Here is a 17,586-nt window from a genome sequence, read left to right as displayed (position 1 = left end):
TTTACCGACTCAAAAATTAAACTATGGAGAACTTTATTCTTATTATATTAATTGCATGCGTTATTATTTTGTTTAATAATTTTTCCAAATTAAAGAGAGAAAATGAATTGTTAGACTCTCTCTACCAAAATATCAAGGACGATTATAAGTATTTGAAAAAGGAATTAGAGGAAATTAAAAAGCAAATTACAAAACCTGATTTTGCTGCTGTTTTACCTCCAAAAATTGATGAAGCAGCGATAATCCCTGATCCAGCTGCAGAAGTTTCTCCTCCAATTATTCCGGATCCAGTTAATACTTTTGAAGATACTCTTCAAAATGAAAATACAATTAATGACGAAGTTGTAGAGAAACCTGTGTTCAGTTTCGATTCACAAGTTATTCCTGTTTTCGATGCCAATCAAATTGCTGAAGAAAAACAAACTACAAAACCTGTATAAAATCCTGAAACACATACAGTTTACCAATTTGAAGAACCAAAAGAACCTCAATATGAAGAAGAGATATTCGTAGAAAGTGCTTTTTCAATTTTAATAAAAAAACTGGAACAACAATTTATTGAAAATTGGACTGGAATTTTAGGAACCGCAATAATGGTTTTAGGAATTGGTTATCTGAGCATTTATACAGCATTGAAAGTTTCCCCAATGTTCCGAATTTTAATTCTTTGGCTTTATGCAGGAGTTTTAGCCGGTTCTTATTTCTTTTTGAAGAAAAAAGAAAAGTGGTTTAAAACAGGACTTTGGCTTCGCAGTGCTGGAGCAAGCTTATTTTTGTTTGGATGTTTTGGTGCTTCGCAGATTCCAGCGCTCACCTTTATAGATAATATTCCACTGGCATATTCACTCATCGGACTTGGAATTGCAATCAATTTGTTTGTAGGATATATTATAAGACAGCAGACTTTTTTATCGCTTCATGTCATTTTAAGTATTTTAATTTTATGTGTAATTCCAGAGAAACTCTTAATAACATTTTTATTAGCGTCTTTAACGGCTGCGGCGGGAATCATTTTATCCTATAAAGAGAAATGGGAATATCATTTAATGATTGTTATTTCTGCCTTTATAATATTTGATATTTGGTTTACACAAGGTAGAAATGCGTTAACTGCGTCTCAAAATATTTTTGCGATATTGGGTATTATTCTGGTTTCTGTAAGTTGTATGTACATGCAGTACAGAAGCATTTATACCAATACGCGTTTTGACCGAATAGCTTTTGTGACGCATCTTACCAACTGGATTTTATTTGCTTTAGGTCTAATTTTACATTCAACCGGAAGCAAAATCAAAATATTTGTCTTATTTGCGGCGGGAATTCTATGTCTTCTCGCGGCTCTTTTTGCCAGAAAGAAAAAGATTTTTTGGTTGTATCATTTAGACGGAATGGTTTCGTTTATACTTTTCGCTTTAAGTATCATTATGCTTAATGACTGGAAAGTTGGTATTGATATTATTTCGTGCGGATTGTACTTTTTAGTCATCACTTGTTTATTTATCGTTTATAAAAGCAGGGAGGTTTTATTGCATAAAATATTTTTAGGAATCAATCATGTTTTAGGTTTGTTTGTCTTTTTATTTTTTCTTTTGCACATTATGCCGTCTCCAGAGCAGACTCATATTACAAATGTTTTTGCTGCGTTGATTGCTGTTACAGTGATGACATTAGCAGTTCCTGTTTTTTGCGTTGTCAAAAAAGAGTTTTTAGAAATAGATTCTTTTATTGTTAAGAAAGATTTGAGTTTAAACGGAATTTTTTCAGTTCTGTTTTCAATCTTATTTTTAATAAGCTGGTATAATACTATCGAATTTTCTTTATATTATCCTCTTGTGTTTCTTGCTTTATTGTGGTGTTTTTTACGTTTCAAATTCAAAACAAATACTTTTGATTTAGGAAGGTTCATTTTTTTAAACACAACTATTGCCGCAGGATTACTGTTAATGCTTTTACAGCCAAAATCGAGTTTAGATGTGGTTTTGGCTCTGGGAATTGTTTCTGTAATATCATTTAACTGGTTTACGAAATTATTCTATACAGATGAAAATATCATAAAAACGATTGGAATTATTGGTATAAATGCTTTATTGGTTTCGCTTTCGTTTAAATATTTAGCTTCTTATAATATCCCTCAGATTTTTGGATGGTTTGGTATTGCTTTGCTGAATCACGAATTTCTGTGGATACAATTTAAAAGAAAAACACTCACTACAGATAACCAAATTCTGCTTTATCTTTTTTGTCTTGCTTTTTCGATATTTGGAAGCTTTGCGTTTTTATACAATGCCCAATTTTTAAGTAATCCGGAAATTGGATTAATCGCCGTTGGACTTTCTGTTATTGAAACTTATTTTTTATTTGCTGATAAAATCAGAAATAAATCGAATGAAGTTATTTCAGGGTGGAGAAATTTTGATACACTGCATTCTGAATTTATTCTTTTTAATGCTCTAGTTTTTGGTTTTTCGTGTATCCAAATTGATTATATGCCTGTTTATTTAGAAAGCTTAGCATTAATTGTCTTTTTTATTTTTCAAAGAATTCAAAAAATTAAACGCTGCAACATTTACTCTTTTGCACTAATAATTGGGAGTATAATTCTAACTCTTTATTTGGCTGTTTTAGAAGAGCACAATGTTGGTGAGAAAACACTTTATGTGATACAAATAATAAGCATTTTATTGTCTGTTGCGTATAGTTATATGCAGATAAAAAGTCCTAAAGAAGAAGGCAGAATGTTTAGCACAATTTTACCTGTTATTCAAAACTTATGGATAATTGCTTTATTATTTATCCAAGTCGAAATAGTTTATCTCGCGTCGCTATTTATGCTTTTGGGAATCTTAAATTTTGTTTTGATTTTGTACAGAAAAATAAACTTAGCTTCAGAATCGGTTTTGGTTATCGGGCTTTTATCAATTTTAACTTCTGTTTTTTATAGTATCAGGGTACTAAACAATTTTACTTTATCAGATTGGCTGTTACAGCTTTCTAGTATTGTTTTATTGATCGTTTTGGTCATTCTAATTAAGAGGAAGGAATTTATTAAAACATTAAAAATAGATTACCAGATTGTCATAAATGTTTGGCTTTCTATAGTTATGTTTTCACAATTAGAACATAAATGGCTACCCGTATTTTGGGCAGCAACTGCGATCGTAAATGTATTGCTTTACTATAAAAAAATTGGCGACAAAAAAGAAATCAGTATTGTTTATTATTTGCTGGCTAATTTTCATTTAGCATTTGTTAGTTTTACTTATTTCGAAGCTAAATTTGAATTTGTGTACCTTATCATATTTGCCTTATTAGCGTTGTATGTTTTTATCGTTTATAAATATATTGAAGACTTCAAGTTTAAAAATAGTATTATAATTTACCCGGCGACTTTCAGTATTGGATTATTTCTATTTCTTTCATTCGACAAAGGAATCTTAACATTCTTCTGGATTTTAGAATCTTTAGGATTGCTGATACTCGGAATTATTCTGAAAGAAAAGTATTTCCGCTATGTCTCGCTTTCTTTAGTAGGAATTTGTGTTATTAGACTAATGTTTTTTGATTTATCAAATGCCGATTTCTTAATTAGAGCATTAGTTTTATTAGGCGTAGGAGTAGTGCTTTTAGTAATGAATACTTTATTTAAAAAATACAAGGAACGATTTGATTAAAAGTTGAATTGCATAAAACGGAAAAGCCACAAATTCAAATGAACGAATTTGTGGCTTCTTTTATTTAACCTATCACTTTTTTAAATAGTAATTGAGTTATTTTTCTTCGCCTGAATCTTCAACCGCAGAGATTTGATCCAAAATATTAGTTTGATTTGGTGAAATATAGTTTTTTACCTCGCCAGTATTTTCTTTCTTAAAAAGAAGATCTAATGCATGATATAGTTTTAATAAAACATCTTTGTCTTCTTTTGCAATGTCTAAAGCCGTATTAAAATTAAAAACATAATTATTCGAATTACGTACTTCTACTTTTATCGTTTTTGATGTGATTTTAAATTTAACTATATCCATTATGTGTTTTAATTACTTCTTTGCAAAAATAGTATTTTTAATTACGGTTGTATAGAAAAACCACAAATTTAGTATAATTACAAAAGTCTCATAGGAAACAAAAGAGCACTTCAATTAAGTGGTCTTTTGTTTCCTATGAGAAAGAGAACATGAACCTCATTCCTAACTGTATTATTAAGAAAAACTTAAACATTATAGAAAAATATAAATAAAAGACTACAAATTATATAATTGGTAGCTTTTTTCTTATATATTTGTTTTTTGCTTTTAATATTTAACAATTATGAAAAAAAGAAAAATTAACGCATTATTATTAATTCTATAATATAAAACCATAGCCATATGAAAAAAATATTAATGTTCTTAACGGTAATTACTTTGTGCGCCTGTGACAGTAAAGATGAAAAAGATGTTTTAGGGCTTACCTATGATATTAGTGCTGAATTATCAATTTTTAATGATCAGAACGAAGACTTATTGAATCCGAATAACCCAAATCATTTAGATATTTCCAAAATACGATTGTTTTATGTAATAAATGGTGTTAATCAAGAATTTCATAATTTAAACGTTGAAAGTACTAGCGTACTAAGAATTGTCAAACGTGAGAATGAATATAGAATAAAAATGCTTTTGAATGATTATGATAAATCAGAAAAAACAACAATATATCTTCAGTGGGATGAAAGTCAGAAAGATACTATTCAATCAACTTTTGAAAAATCTTATAATCTTTACAGACCCAAAAAGATTTGGTATAACAATAAACTGGTTTGGCAATTAGATTATGGTGTTGAAGAGTGCTATTTTAAGATAGTAAAATAAAAAAAATTATAATAAATCATTTAGAATTAAATCCTGTGTAGTTTTTATTAAATCTTTCAAAATAAAGAATATCGACAATAAATTCTTCCATAAAATCAAATATTTAAACAAAAAAAACACCACTTGAAAAAGTGGTGTTTTTTATACTTGTAGCGAGGACGGGAGTTGAACCCGTGACCTCAGGGTTATGAATCCTGCGCTCTAACCAACTGAGCTACCTCGCCTGGACTGCTATCATTATTCCTGATTGCGGGTGCAAAGATAGAAATAATATTAAAGCGTACAAGTATAAAATGAAGAAAAAAAAATATTTTTAATTATGCATTGTTTTTGGACATATATTCTTATATTTCGAAAAAATTAAAAGTAGCACATGGATTCAAAAATACGTTACGAAATCGAGTTTCCGATCAATTCTTCGCCGCAATTATTGTATCAATATATATCAACTCCGTCAGGTTTATCAGAATGGTTTGCTGACAATGTTAATTCAAGAGGTGAATTTTTTACTTTCATCTGGAACGATTCGCAGGAAAAAGCACGCTTGGCTTCAAAAAAAACTGGAGAAAAAGTAAAATTTAAATGGGTAGATGACAGTAGTAAGGATACTGAATACTTCTTCGAACTTCATATTTTAGTTGATGAATTGACTAAAGATGTATCGCTTATGGTAGTTGATTTTGCCGATAAAGAAGAAATAGGTGAAGCTAAACAATTGTGGGAGAATCAAATCTCAGACCTAAAACATCTTATAGGCTCTGTTTAGTAAAATTCTATTTTATACCTTATATTTGCCCTGAACAAAATTCAGGGTTTTTTTATGATTAATTTTAACGGAAATATAGCGCAGGAAGATAGTAATATATTAACTCAGAACCGCGCTTTCCTATATGGAGACGGTGTTTTTGAAACAGTAAAAATTGTCAGCGGAAAAATTTTGTTCCTTGAAGATCATTATTTTAGATTAATGGCTTCTATGCGGGTAGTTAGAATGATGATTCCAATGAATTTTACAATGGAATATTTCGAAGAGCAAATCCTTAATTTGGTAAAAGAACAAGGAATATCTTCTTCGGCTAGAGCTAGAATTACCGTTTTTAGAAATGATGGTGGATTATATCTTCCTAAAACAAACGAAATTTCATTTTTAATCAAAGCATCTGCTTTGGAAAATACTTCTTATGCTTTAAATTCAAACGAATACGAAGTAGATTTATATAAAGATTTCTATGTGACAAAACAATTATTATCGTCTCTTAAAACGACTAATAAGATGATTCATATCACAGGAAGTATTTATGCTCATGAAAATGATCTTGCTAATTGTATTTTGCTAAATGACAGCAAAAATGTAGTAGAAGCACTTCAGGGGAATATTTTTATGGTAACAGGAAATAAACTAGTTACACCGCCAGTTTCAGAAGGAGCCTTGAACGGAATCATGCGCAAGCAAATTTTAGCATTAGCGAAGAAAATAGAAGGCATAGAAATTTCAGAGGAGATAATTTCACCTTTCGATCTTCAAAAAGCAGATGAATTATTCCTGACAAATGTAATCATGGGAATACAGCCGATAACTAAATATCGAAAAAAGGAGTTTACAACTAATCTGGCGCATTTATTAGTGCAGAAATTGAATGAATCCATTTCTGAAAATTAATTCAGATATGGATTTTCTGGTGCATTAGACCATATAAGGTAATCGCCTCCAAGTTCAATGATCTGCTCTTTCCAAAAGTGGGTGGTAGATTTTCCGATAATTTTATTTTTATAATTATTATCGGCAATAATCCAAGAGTTTCCCTGCATCTCACTTTCAAGCTGATTTTCGTCCCAGCCAGTATAACCTAAGAAAAAACGAATATTATTTTTGTTAATAGATCCGTCGTTTATTAAGTCCTTGGTTGATTCAAAATCGCCTCCCCAATAAATTCCATTAGAAATCTCCACACTATTTGGGATTAATTCTGGAATATTGTGAATGAAATATAGGTTGTCTTGTTCTACAGGGCCTCCGTTATATATCTTGAAATTGGCTTCAATCTCAGGAATTAAATCATTAATAGTATATTTTAATGGCTTATTAATGATAAAACCTATTGATCCTTCTTTGTTATGGTCTGCTAATAAAATTACCGATCTGTTAAATGATAAATCTCCAATTATTGAAGGCTCGGCAATAAGCAGGTGTCCTTTTTTTAATTTTTCTGAAATCATACGGTTACAATTTTTATTAAATTTAATCATAAAAAAATTAAAATCACAAAAAAAATCGTTAAACCGCATAAAAAAACCTTCCATGAGGAAGGTTTTGATTATATTATAAGTTTAGAGAACTTTCTTACTTAGTTCACTGCACCTTCTAATTCAGCTCCAGCTTTGAATTTTACAACATTCTTAGCTGCGATTTTGATTGTTTTTCCTGTTTGAGGGTTTCTACCGTCTCTAGCAGCTCTAGCAGATACTGACCATGATCCGAAACCTACTAATGAAACTCTTCCACCTTTTTTCAAAGTAGTTCCTACATTACCTAAAAAAGACTCTAAAGCTAATTTCGCCGCAGCTTTTGTAATTCCTGCATCAGCAGCGATAGCATCGATTAATTCTGATTTGTTCATAATAATTAGTTATTAATTGTTGGTTAAAAAAAATTGTTAATACACAAATTTAGTAGGAAATCCGTTGCGTGCAAGTGTTTTCTTTAATTTTAGTAAAAATTGTTGATAACTTGCTTTTTTTGTTCATAAACAGTGTTATTCATCGATTCAAAACAAGTACAAACCCCTGTTTTACTGACCTTAATACACTTTTGCAACATCTGAAAAGCTTACCCCATTTAATAATTCAGAAGCAAGCATTCTCTTTTTTCCTGGAAATTGTAGACTTAATAACTGAATAAAGCCCTCTTTTATTGCAATCTTGATTTCTTTTTTTGAACTAATTACTTTTCCAACTTCATAAGAATGGGGTTCTGAAATCAATTTTGCCTCATATATTTTAATATTTAGTTCATCATTCTGATCCTTTAAAAAACACCAAGAAGCTGGATAAGGACTTAAACCTCGAATTAGATTATTGATTTCTTCTCCAGATTTTGTCCAGTCGATTTTGCAATTTTCCTTATTTAATTTATAAGCAGTTTTGATATCGGAGTTATCTTCTTGAATAGTTGTTGTAACATTTCCGTTTTCAATAACTTTTAAAGTATCAATTACGGTCGTGCTTCCTAAATTCATCAATCGATCGTGTAATTGTCCAGCAGTTTCTTCCGGTTCAATTGCGATTTCAGAATTTAAAATCATAGCACCAGTATCAATTTTATCATCAATAAAGAATGTTGTAACTCCAGTTTTGGTTTCTCCATTAATAATTGCCCAGTTTATAGGAGCGGCGCCGCGATAATTTGGAAGCAAAGATGCATGAAGATTAAAAGTTCCTAAACTTGGCATTTCCCAAACTACTTTTGGTAACATTCTAAAAGCAACTACTATTTGTAAATTGGCATTTAAAGCTTTTAGTTCGGCTAGAAAATTCTCGTCTTTTAAATTGGTAGGCTGTAATAAAGTAAGATTATTAGCTAGTGCATATTCTTTTACAGCTGAATATTTTATTTTTTGTCCGCGTCCTGCTGGTTTGTCTGCAGCAGTAATCACGCCGACAACTTCATAGTTATTTTTAATAATGGTGTCCAAAATGCCTACAGCAAATTCTGGCGTTCCCATAAATATAATTCTCAATTTCTCCATTATAATTTTAAAGTGTATTTATTATTCGCTTGTATGGTAATATGATTATTTTCGAGCAATTCCTGAAGAACCGAAATAATGTCTTTAGTATCCATTTTTATTTGGTTCTCAATTTCTCTCGAAGTCAAAGACGCAGTTTTGAGCAAAGATAAAATCTTGTCAGCAATCGAATCAGCTTCTGTTATTTTTCCTTTTTGTGTAATACAGTACGAACAAATACCGCAGTTTTCGGTGGTTTCTTCACCAAAATAAGCTAAGACTAATCTGTTTTTACAAGTTTTAGCGTCTTTTATATAATGTAAAACAGATAAAAGCTGTTCTTGTTTAATTTGATTTTGTTTTTCTAAATATTTCGAAACCCTATTTATGGTATGATCGTCTTCGCGGACTTCGTTAAATAATATAGTAGCGTCGTTATTTTTAGACTTGTATTCTATAATTTCTTTTTCCTGTAATTTTTCTAAAAGCGCGGTAACCTGTTCTTCAGAATGATTTGATTTTTTTGCAATCAACCCTAGATTAAGATTTGCTTTTACCTCATAAACTCCAGGATAAGTTCTTAGAATTGCTAAAATAATTTCTTCATCATTCGGATTCAAACTCATATATCGAATTACTTCCCTAGATTCGAGCAAAAACTGAATGCTAATTTTTTCTGAGAATTCCTGAGACATTGTAATAATTCCCTGCTGACTCAAAAACTGCAAAGCATTATAAGTTTTTAGAGTAGGGAAGTCGTATTTGTTGCAAAAATGATTCAGTTTAAACGAAAAAGAATCATCCAAACCTTCTCCATAAGCAATTTGAAAATAGTTGCAAAGTTTGATGTACATCGTTTTTAGAAACTTCTTGTCAGGAAGAATACTTAAAAACTGCTGTTCGGTTTGTGTTGCATCAGAATTATTGTAGAGCAAAACCGAAAAAGCCTTTTCGCCATTTCGTCCCGCTCTTCCAGATTCCTGATAGTAATTTTCAAGATTTTCTGGAAGCTGGGTATGAATAACCGTTTTAACATTGTCTTTGTCAATTCCCATTCCAAAAGCATTCGTAGCCACAATAACCTGCGCTTGTTCTGACATCCACAACTGCATGTTTTTGTCTTTTTCTTTTGCCGAAAGTCCGCCGTGATAATATGTTGCTGAAAAACCTAAAGACTGTAACTGCGAAGAAATGTTTAGACAAGACTTACGATTTCGAACATATATAATAGAAGGTTGCGGATTTTTTTTAAGAATTTGTTCCGTACGATATAGTTTATCTTCCACTTCAAAAACCATATAAGCGATATTTTTTCGCTCAAACGACTGCTGAAAATGTTTCGGATTTTTTAATTCCAATTGCGTTCTAATATCTTCAATAACCCTTGGAGTTGCTGTCGCTGTCAAAGCTAAAAATGGAATCTTTGGAAAAAATTTCTTTAGTTCAGAGATTTTAAGATATGCAGGCCTAAAATCATGTCCCCATTGCGAAACACAATGCGCTTCATCAATAGCAATTAAATTTATAGGAAGATTTTTGATACGCTCCAAAATCCAATCGGATTGCAAACGTTCTGGAGAGAGATAAAGAAATTTATAATTCCCAAATTGGCAGTTATCCAAAAGATCAATAATTTCTTCCGTATGAATACCACCTGTAAGAGCAATTGCTTTAATTTCTCTTTTCTGCAAATTCATTACCTGATCTTTCATCAAAGCAATCAAGGGAGAAATTACCAGACAAATTCCTTCCTGCATCATCGCGGGCACCTGAAAACAAATTGATTTTCCGCCCCCAGTCGGAAGTACTGCAAAAGTATCCTGTCCATCAAGAACAGAATCAATAATTTCTTTTTGCAACGGTCTAAAACTGTCGTGTTTCCAGTATTTTAGAAGAATATCCTGTGCTCCGAGCATTGCTTTAGTTTTAAAGTTAAAAATTCAGAAAACAGTTCTAGTCTCACAACTTTAAACTCGTCGCTAAATTTTATCTAAGATATAAAGAATTCTGTTTTCTACCGTATCTTTTGGAACTTCAATCAATTTGTAACCGTATTTTTTATACGTTTCAATTAGATGTTCCTGAATTTTAACTGCCTGCTCAAAATTTTCATAACGCTCCGTATCGCTTTGGTAAATCTCTTCCCACGGCGGCAGAATAAAAGTTTTAGAGTATTTATAATCTTCGCACGCCTTTGTAAAACGCTCCGGATATTCGTCGCCAATATAATCCATATAAGCCACAACATCAGGAATTCCTCTGTCGATAAAAACCACATTATCAGGTTCTTCGAGAGCATTTTGATATTGTTCAATACGCCCTTCCAAAAGCATTTCGCTAAACAAAAGAGGCTGTTCCAAAAACAGTTGTTCAATACCTTCCTGCTGCGCTTTCATGGTTACCTGTCTAGAGATTTCAGGATAGCAGCAAAAGCCACGAGCTACCAATTCGTTAATAAGAGTCGATTTTCCAGTACCAGGTCCGCCAAGCAAGACTATAATTTCTTTTTGCACTATTCTAAAAATAAAGCGCAAATTTACCTAAACTTATTCGTAATTAAAAAGAATATTTACTAGAAGCGAAAGATTTGGCATTTTTAGGATAAATGGTTCCTGCTTTCGGCTCAATCTTTTTTGGTCTCGTTAGAAAAAAACGAGACCAAAAAAGGATACCGCCTCAATCAGGGCTAAGAGGGAAATATTGGTTTTGTTTTTGGAAAAATTTTAATGTTACCTTTCCTGCAAGGTTTCCAAAACCTTCTAGGTATCTTTAGTTTAAGCTAATCTAAAGCTGTAAATCACGCAATCATGAAATACCTACAAGGTTTTGGAAACCTTGAAGGAGTTGAGGTCTAAATATTTTTTATTGAATAATTAGCGGTTTCAATCGTTTTATTAAAAGTCCCATCGGGACGAAATGTTTATAGAAAATTTTACACCCCAAATATAAAACCCCAGCGGGGTGAAACGTTTGTGTAATTTATATGTCGCTCCGCTGGAGCTTTTGATATCTGAAAATTGAATTCTCTATAAATATTTCGCTTCTCCGAAGCTTTTTGTTAAAAAGGGTAGAAAATAAATACCTACAAGGTTTTGGAAACCTTGCAGGAAGCTGACTGATATTTTTAATTGCTATTGGATTTAACCAACGTTTTGAATGATTTTTAGATTCAGCTTTAGCTCAATGCTACACTTTCTCCAAAACAAATTCAAGTTTATAGTCCCATCGGGACGAAATGTTTATAGAAAATTTTATGCATATAAATATAAAACCCCATCGGGGTGAAATGTTGTCGCTCCTCTTGAGCTTTTGATATCTGAAAATTGAATTCTCTATAAATATTTTGCTTCTCCGAAGCTTTTTCTCAAGATGGGTAAAAATAAATACCTACAAGGTTTTGGAAACCTTGCAGGAAGCCAAATTGTAATTTTGAATTGCCGTTGGTTTTAACCAACGGATTTTAATGATTTTTAGATTCAGTTTTAGCCCAATGCTACACTTTCTCCAAAACAAATTCAAGTTTATAGTCCCATCGGGACGAAATATTTATAGGAAATTTTAGGCACCTAAATATAAAACCCTATCGGGGTAAAATGTTGTCGCTCCGCTGGAGCTTTTGATATCTGAAAATTGAATTCTCTATAAATATTTTGCTTTTCCGAAGCTTTTTCTCAAGATGGGTAAAGATAAATACCTACAAGGTTTTGGAAACCTTGCAGGAAGCCAAATTGTAATTTTGAATTGCCGTTGGTTTTAACCAACGGATTTTAATGATTTTTAGATTCAGTTTTAGCCCAATGCTACACTTTCTCCAAAACAAATTCAAGTTTATAGTCCCATCGCGACGAAATATTTATAGGAAATTTTAGGCACCTAAATATAAAACCCCATCGGGGTGAAATGTTGTCGCTCCGTTGGAGCTTTTGATATCTGAAAATTGAATTCTCTATAAATATTTCGCTTCTCTGAAGCTTTTTCTCAAGATGGGTAAAAAATAAATACCTACAAGGTTTTGGAAGCCTTGCAGGAAGTCAAATTGTAATTTTGAATTGCCGTTGGTTTTAACCAACGGATTTAATGAAATCTAGATTTCGGCTTTAGCCAAATTAACTACTCACAAAACAAATATCCTCCAGAACCTTTTCCATTTTTAGAAGGAATTATCAAATGCGATTCAAATTTCTTTCCTTTCAAAACATCATTTACAAAATCTAAAACATATTGTTGTCCTTCGTGAAAAAGATAACCTGAGAATTCATGTCCGCCGCCGCAAAAAGTAATCAGTTCAATATCTTTATGTAAGGCGTTCATGTGATTGTAAACTGCATAAGAACCAAATAAAATCAGCCAGCCAGAAGCATTTGTTGGGCAGGAGCGATGCGAACCTGCATTGTAAGGAACTGTATCGTCATTGCTTCCGTGTGCCAACAACATCGGAATTGCTTTTTCTTTCGTAATCAAATTAATATCCTGAATCGCACCAGAACCGCCAATAAAACCTTTGTATTTGAAATTTTCAGGTAAATTACTTTTGTATAAATTCATCAATTTATAATCCCAGAAAGAAGCGTGAAAACCAATTTCCGCTCCAGCACTGATTCCAGAAATAAAGAATTTTGAAGTGTCAAGGTTATATTTAGCTGCGTTTTCGATTAAATACGAAGTTGCCTGCCACATATCACTCACGCCAATCTGAATTGCTTTTATTTTTTCAGTTAAAATGCCGCCACATCCAAAATCTTTTCCTTTCATATATAAACTGTATGAAATACTGGCTACTGCATAACCGTTTTGCGCCATAAATTTCCCGAAGTCTTTTTCGCTTGTACGTTCACCGCCAGAAAATCCGCCGCCAAAAGCAAATAGAATTAAAGGGATTTTTTCACCCGCTTTTTTCTTCGGCAGGTATAAATCTAAATCCAGCTTTAAGGTGTCGTTTTGGAAATAAGTCAGCGTTTTAACTTCTTGCGCTTGAAGTGAATTTAGTGTAAGAACGATAAAAAGTAAAAGAAGTTTTTTCATTGTACTATTTTTTAATCTCGCAAAGTAGCAGAGACGCAAAGTAATTTCTTAAAAGCTTAATTAATAAAAAAAACTTTGCGTCTCTGCAGCTTTCCGAGAGATTTCTGCAGATTATTTTCTCAAATATAAGCGTAAAATTTACAATGAAATAATCCTGTATTAAATTTTTCTCTGCACCTTTGTCCTTGATCCCGAAGCATCGGGACGGGATTGTAACTTTGTCTCTTTAAAACAAAGTTTTAAGTCCAAAAAAAATCTAAAATCTAAACTCAAAAGTCTAAAATCAAAACCGTATATTTGCGTTTATTTTTAATTACGAATGGAGAACGATAAAGAAAAGAATACCGCCGAATTTTACGAAAGATTAAAAGTCGAGCTAGATAACGCAAACACTTGGCCAGCAGAATATTTGTATAAATTTATTGTGCCATCTGTAGCCGATAATGTAGAGCGTGTCGAAAAAGCTTTTGACAGCATGGGAGCGGTTATTAAAACAACAAAATCTAAAACGGGTAAATTTACCAGCGTTTCTGTAGATGTTACTATGAACAGTTCAGATGATGTGATTAGTAAATACAAAGAAGTTTCTACAATAGAAGGTATAGTTTCATTATAACTTATGGTCGAAAAATATAAAAAAGAAGTCGCAAATGACGTTGTTTTTAACTTAGAATACAATTCTGAAAGACAGCGTTTGATTATTCCGGAATATGGTCGTCATTTACAAAAATTGATCGATCAGGCTACCGCAATAGAAGATGATGAAGCACGTAACAAAGCGGCGAAATACATCATTCAGGTTATGGGAAGCTTAAATCCGCATTTGCGTGATGTGCCAGATTTTCAGCATAAACTTTGGGATCAGCTTTTCATAATGTCTGATTTTAAATTGAATGTAGAATCCCCATATCCAATTCCGTCAAGAGAAGTTTTGGAGTTAAAGCCAGATGTTTTGCAATATCCGCAGAACTTTCCAAAATACAGATTTTATGGGAATAACATCAAATATATGATTGATGTTGCCAATAAATGGGATGATGGAGAAATGAAAACTGCATTGGTTATGGTGATTGCCAACCACATGAAAAAATCTTTCCTGAGCTGGAACAAAGACACTGTAAAAGACGATGTGATTTTTGAACATTTATTTGAATTGTCTGGAGGGAAAATAAATTTACTTCACAGTACAGAAGAGCTGTTAAACACAACGGATTTAATGCGTACCAATAAACGTATGTCTAATAAAACAGCAGTTGTCGGACAGCCAAAAATTCAAAACAACAACAAAAACAACAACAAAGGAGGTCAGAAAAAGACGTTCCAGAAAAATAATAATCAGAAGTAAAGAAGGAGCTAAGAGGCTAAGGGACTAAGAGGCTAAGACTTTTGGAATCTCAAAAAGCAGAGCTTTATAACCTAAAAATAACAATCAAAAATAGAAGAAGTTGCTAAGATCCTAAGTAACTAAGATGCTAAGATTTTAGCTTAACCTTAGAACCTCAGAATCTCAGAACCTTAGAACCTTAAAAAAAATCTATGGGAATTTTTAAAATCGAAGGAGGAATTCCTTTAAAAGGAGAAATCACTCCGCAAGGAGCAAAAAACGAGGCATTACAAATTTTATGTGCCGTGCTTCTAACGGGGGATAAAGTAAAAATTAATAATATTCCCGATATTATTGACATCAACAAATTAATCACTTTGTTGGGTAATTTAGGAGTGAAAATTCAACGCAATGAACCGGGTTCGATTACGTTTCAGGCCGATGAGGTTAATGTTGGATATTTAGAAACAGAAGCTTTCAAAAAAGAAGGTGGAGCACTTCGTGGTTCTATTATGATTGTTGGACCGCTTTTAGCTCGTTTCGGAAAAGGATATATCCCGAAACCGGGAGGAGATAAAATTGGGCGTCGCAGATTAGATACGCACTTTGAAGGTTTCATTAACCTTGGAGCAAAATTCAGATATAACAGAGAAGATCACTTTTACGGAGTTGAATCTCCAGAAGAGGGATTACAAGGAACAGATATGCTTCTTGACGAAGCTTCTGTAACTGGAACAGCAAATATTGTAATGGCTGCTGTTTTAGCAAAAGGAACAACAACGGTTTACAACGCTGCCTGCGAACCATATTTACAACAATTATGTAAAATGTTGAACTCTATGGGAGCAAAAATCACAGGAGTTGGATCTAACTTATTGACTATCGAAGGTGTTGAAAGCCTTGGAGGTTGTGAGCACACGATTTTGCCTGATATGATCGAAATTGGTTCTTGGATTGGTCTTGCGGCTATGACAAAAAGCGAAATCACGATCAAAAATGTAAGCTGGGAGAATTTAGGTTTGATTCCGAATACATTTAGGAAATTAGGTATTACAATTGAAAAACGCGGCGACGATATTTACATTCCGGCTCATAAAGATGGTTACGAAGTAAAAACAGATATCGATGGTTCGATCTTAACTATTGCCGATGCACCTTGGCCAGGTTTTACACCTGACTTATTGAGTATCGTTTTGGTTGTGGCAACGCAAGCAAAAGGCGATGTTTTGATTCACCAAAAAATGTTCGAAAGCCGTTTGTTCTTCGTGGATAAATTGATCGATATGGGAGCAAAAATTATGTTATGTGATCCGCACAGAGCTGTGGTTATGGGACATAATTTCGAATCTCAATTGAAAGCAACAACAATGTCTTCTCCAGATATTCGTGCGGGAATTTCATTGTTGATCGCAGCGCTTTCTGCAAAAGGAACAAGTACAATTCAAAATATCGAACAAATCGATCGTGGATACGAGCGTATCGACGAGCGTTTAAGAGCAATCGGTGCAAAAATCGTGAGAGCTTAAATAAGTTAGCCGTTAATTCATTGATTTTTATAATTCGTGAATTCCCGGCGAAAAAAACAGTCTAAATGACAAATGAACAAAAAGCTATAAAAGCTACTATATTTAGTATAGCTGGAAATACCTGCCTGGCCCTTGTAAAAGGTCTCGCAGGTTTTTTTGGCAATTCATACGCCCTGATTGCAGATGCGATCGAATCTACGACGGATATATTTTCGTCTTGTCTGGTCTTATTCGGAATAAAGTATTCGAATAAACCTGCTGATGAAAATCACCCTTATGGCCACGGCCGTGCAGAACCTTTGATTACGTTTTTGGTCGTTGGTTTTTTAATTACTTCAGCAACAATTATTGGATACGAAAGTATTGCCAATATTGGAACTTCGCACAATTTGCCAAAATCTTGGACTTTGTATGTTTTAGGTGCAATTATTATCTGGAAAGAATATTCGTTTCGATTGGTAATGAAACGCAGTAAGCAGACTAATAGTTCAGCTTTAGCGGCAGATGCGTGGCATCATAGAAGTGATGCGATAACTTCTGTTGCAGCGTTTATCGGAATTTCGATTGCCTTGATTATGGGAAAAGGCTACGAGTCAGCAGATGACTGGGCCGCACTTTTTGCCGCATTTTTTATTCTGTATAACAGCTATAAAATTTTCCGACCTGCACTGGGCGAAATCATGGATGAAAACCTGAATGATGACTTAGTGGAAGAAATTCGAGTAAAATCATTAACGGTGCCGGGAATTCTTGGAACCGAAAAATGTTTTATTAGAAAAGCTGGAATGCGTTATCATGTAGATCTTCATGCAATTGTTTCGGCTAAAATTTCGGTAAAAGAAGGACATGATTTATCCCATAAACTGCAAGACACTTTAAAAGAACTAATTCCTCAATTAGGGAATGTTTTGATTCATATCGAACCAGATGATTATCATTGCTAAGTCTTTGAGATGCTAAGTTCTAAGTTGCTAAGATTCTAAGGTTTTACTTTGTGATATATCTCTTTGTCAAAGTTTAAACTTTGACAAAGATTAATTTAAAAACCGTTTATTCTTTAAATAGAGTAAACGGTTTTTTATGTTACATTTTGTCAGTTCGCGCTAAGTCGAGAACCATTCAATTATTTCCTTAGAATA

General features: G+C 32.8%; 16 protein-coding genes and 1 tRNA gene. 9 read left to right on the top strand and 8 right to left on the bottom strand.

The genetic code is table 11. The annotated features are described in order from the left end of the window. Positions 1-23 precede the first annotated feature (23 nt). Complete coding sequence (locus BSF42_RS05910; protein WP_095952188.1) at positions 24-440, top strand: hypothetical protein; 417 nt, start codon at positions 24-26, stop codon at positions 438-440. A gap of 207 nt (positions 441-647) precedes the next feature. Then, entirely contained in the window at positions 648-3,671 is a 3,024-nt protein-coding gene (locus BSF42_RS05905) for a hypothetical protein (RefSeq protein ID WP_141248433.1), read from the top strand. A 96-nt stretch (positions 3,672-3,767) separates the two neighbouring features. On the opposite strand, the gene BSF42_RS05900 is transcribed toward BSF42_RS05905, so the two are convergent. Next, entirely contained in the window at positions 3,768-4,025 is a 258-nt protein-coding gene (locus BSF42_RS05900) for a hypothetical protein (protein ID WP_095952186.1), read from the bottom strand. Between the two features lie 342 nt (positions 4,026-4,367). On the opposite strand from BSF42_RS05900, the gene BSF42_RS05895 reads away from it, so the two are divergent. Next, entirely contained in the window at positions 4,368-4,850 is a 483-nt protein-coding gene (locus BSF42_RS05895) for a hypothetical protein (RefSeq protein WP_095952185.1), read from the top strand. A 150-nt stretch (positions 4,851-5,000) separates the two neighbouring features. Here the strand turns inward: BSF42_RS05895 and BSF42_RS05890 are convergent. Then, a tRNA-Met gene (locus BSF42_RS05890) sits at positions 5,001-5,074 on the bottom strand. A gap of 149 nt (positions 5,075-5,223) precedes the next feature. Between BSF42_RS05890 and BSF42_RS05885 the strand changes: the two genes are divergently transcribed. Together BSF42_RS05885 and BSF42_RS05880 are read left to right on the top strand one after the other, a co-directional pair. After that, the gene (locus BSF42_RS05885) at positions 5,224-5,616 is read left to right on the top strand and encodes an START-like domain-containing protein (protein ID WP_095952184.1); all 393 of its coding nucleotides are present in this window, start codon (positions 5,224-5,226) and stop codon (positions 5,614-5,616) included. 54 nt (positions 5,617-5,670) lie between these two features. Continuing rightward, positions 5,671-6,510, top strand: a complete 840-nt coding sequence (locus tag BSF42_RS05880; protein ID WP_095952183.1) for an aminotransferase class IV — start codon at positions 5,671-5,673, stop codon at positions 6,508-6,510. On the opposite strand, the gene BSF42_RS05875 is transcribed toward BSF42_RS05880, so the two are convergent. From BSF42_RS05875 to BSF42_RS05850, 6 genes are all read right to left on the bottom strand, one after another. Further along, a complete protein-coding gene (locus tag BSF42_RS05875; RefSeq protein WP_095952431.1) occupies positions 6,507-7,067 on the bottom strand; it encodes a YqgE/AlgH family protein in 561 nt (186 codons plus the stop codon). The genes BSF42_RS05880 and BSF42_RS05875 overlap by 4 nt on opposite strands. Positions 7,068-7,195: 128 nt before the next feature. Further along, the gene (locus BSF42_RS05870) at positions 7,196-7,468 is read right to left on the bottom strand and encodes an HU family DNA-binding protein (RefSeq protein WP_095952182.1); all 273 of its coding nucleotides are present in this window, start codon (positions 7,466-7,468) and stop codon (positions 7,196-7,198) included. 180 nt (positions 7,469-7,648) lie between these two features. Beyond that, on the bottom strand, positions 7,649-8,596 hold the full coding sequence (fmt, locus tag BSF42_RS05865) for a methionyl-tRNA formyltransferase (RefSeq protein ID WP_095952181.1): 948 nt from the start codon (positions 8,594-8,596) through the stop codon (positions 7,649-7,651). Then, a complete protein-coding gene (locus tag BSF42_RS05860) occupies positions 8,596-10,491 on the bottom strand; it encodes an ATP-dependent DNA helicase RecQ (RefSeq protein WP_095952180.1) in 1,896 nt (631 codons plus the stop codon). The genes fmt and BSF42_RS05860 overlap by 1 nt, the downstream gene beginning before the upstream one ends. 63 nt (positions 10,492-10,554) lie before the next feature. Further along, positions 10,555-11,088: an AAA family ATPase gene (locus BSF42_RS05855; protein WP_095952179.1), complete on the bottom strand. Its 534-nt coding sequence runs from the start codon at positions 11,086-11,088 to the stop codon at positions 10,555-10,557. Positions 11,089-12,685: 1,597 nt separating this feature from the next. Further along, entirely contained in the window at positions 12,686-13,597 is a 912-nt protein-coding gene (locus BSF42_RS05850) for a S9 family peptidase (RefSeq protein WP_095952178.1), read from the bottom strand. A 319-nt stretch (positions 13,598-13,916) separates the two neighbouring features. Here BSF42_RS05850 and BSF42_RS05845 point away from each other — a divergent pair, with 319 nt between their 5' ends. The 4 genes from BSF42_RS05845 to BSF42_RS05830 all read left to right on the top strand — a co-directional run bounded on the left by BSF42_RS05845 (position 13,917) and on the right by BSF42_RS05830 (position 17,391). After that, positions 13,917-14,213, top strand: coding sequence for a DUF493 family protein (locus BSF42_RS05845; protein ID WP_095952177.1), 297 nt, complete (start codon positions 13,917-13,919; stop codon positions 14,211-14,213). 3 nt (positions 14,214-14,216) lie between these two features. Next, positions 14,217-14,942 carry a DUF4290 domain-containing protein gene (locus BSF42_RS05840; RefSeq protein ID WP_095952176.1) on the top strand — a complete coding sequence of 242 codons (726 nt, stop codon included), beginning with the start codon at positions 14,217-14,219 and terminating at the stop codon, positions 14,940-14,942. A gap of 191 nt (positions 14,943-15,133) precedes the next feature. Then, positions 15,134-16,447: a UDP-N-acetylglucosamine 1-carboxyvinyltransferase gene (gene murA / locus BSF42_RS05835; RefSeq protein WP_095952175.1), complete on the top strand. Its 1,314-nt coding sequence runs from the start codon at positions 15,134-15,136 to the stop codon at positions 16,445-16,447. 65 nt (positions 16,448-16,512) lie between these two features. Continuing rightward, entirely contained in the window at positions 16,513-17,391 is an 879-nt protein-coding gene (locus BSF42_RS05830) for a cation diffusion facilitator family transporter (protein ID WP_095952174.1), read from the top strand. The last annotated feature ends 195 nt before the right edge of the window (positions 17,392-17,586 follow it).

The organism is Flavobacterium sp. ACN6 (assembly GCF_002304005.1).
Taxonomy (GTDB): Bacteria; Bacteroidota; Bacteroidia; order Flavobacteriales; family Flavobacteriaceae; genus Flavobacterium.
This window is presented reverse-complemented; position numbering and strand designations above follow the sequence as displayed.

Bases quoted from the DNA above. Each gene is read 5' to 3' on its own strand.
- BSF42_RS05910 (WP_095952188.1), top strand. From the start codon at position 24: ATGGAGAACTTTATTCTTATTATATTAATTGCATGCGTTATTATTTTG.
- BSF42_RS05905 (WP_141248433.1), top strand. From the start codon at position 648: ATGTTCCGAATTTTAATTCTTTGGCTTTATGCAGGAGTTTTAGCCGGT.
- BSF42_RS05900 (WP_095952186.1), bottom strand. From the start codon at position 4,025: ATGGATATAGTTAAATTTAAAATCACATCAAAAACGATAAAAGTAGAA.
- BSF42_RS05895 (WP_095952185.1), top strand. From the start codon at position 4,368: ATGAAAAAAATATTAATGTTCTTAACGGTAATTACTTTGTGCGCCTGT.
- BSF42_RS05885 (WP_095952184.1), top strand. From the start codon at position 5,224: ATGGATTCAAAAATACGTTACGAAATCGAGTTTCCGATCAATTCTTCG.
- BSF42_RS05880 (WP_095952183.1), top strand. From the start codon at position 5,671: ATGATTAATTTTAACGGAAATATAGCGCAGGAAGATAGTAATATATTA.
- BSF42_RS05875 (WP_095952431.1), bottom strand. From the start codon at position 7,067: ATGATTTCAGAAAAATTAAAAAAAGGACACCTGCTTATTGCCGAGCCT.
- BSF42_RS05870 (WP_095952182.1), bottom strand. From the start codon at position 7,468: ATGAACAAATCAGAATTAATCGATGCTATCGCTGCTGATGCAGGAATT.
- fmt (WP_095952181.1), bottom strand. From the start codon at position 8,596: ATGGAGAAATTGAGAATTATATTTATGGGAACGCCAGAATTTGCTGTA.
- BSF42_RS05860 (WP_095952180.1), bottom strand. From the start codon at position 10,491: ATGCTCGGAGCACAGGATATTCTTCTAAAATACTGGAAACACGACAGT.
- BSF42_RS05850 (WP_095952178.1), bottom strand. From the start codon at position 13,597: ATGAAAAAACTTCTTTTACTTTTTATCGTTCTTACACTAAATTCACTT.
- BSF42_RS05845 (WP_095952177.1), top strand. From the start codon at position 13,917: ATGGAGAACGATAAAGAAAAGAATACCGCCGAATTTTACGAAAGATTA.
- BSF42_RS05840 (WP_095952176.1), top strand. From the start codon at position 14,217: ATGGTCGAAAAATATAAAAAAGAAGTCGCAAATGACGTTGTTTTTAAC.
- murA (WP_095952175.1), top strand. From the start codon at position 15,134: ATGGGAATTTTTAAAATCGAAGGAGGAATTCCTTTAAAAGGAGAAATC.
- BSF42_RS05830 (WP_095952174.1), top strand. From the start codon at position 16,513: ATGACAAATGAACAAAAAGCTATAAAAGCTACTATATTTAGTATAGCT.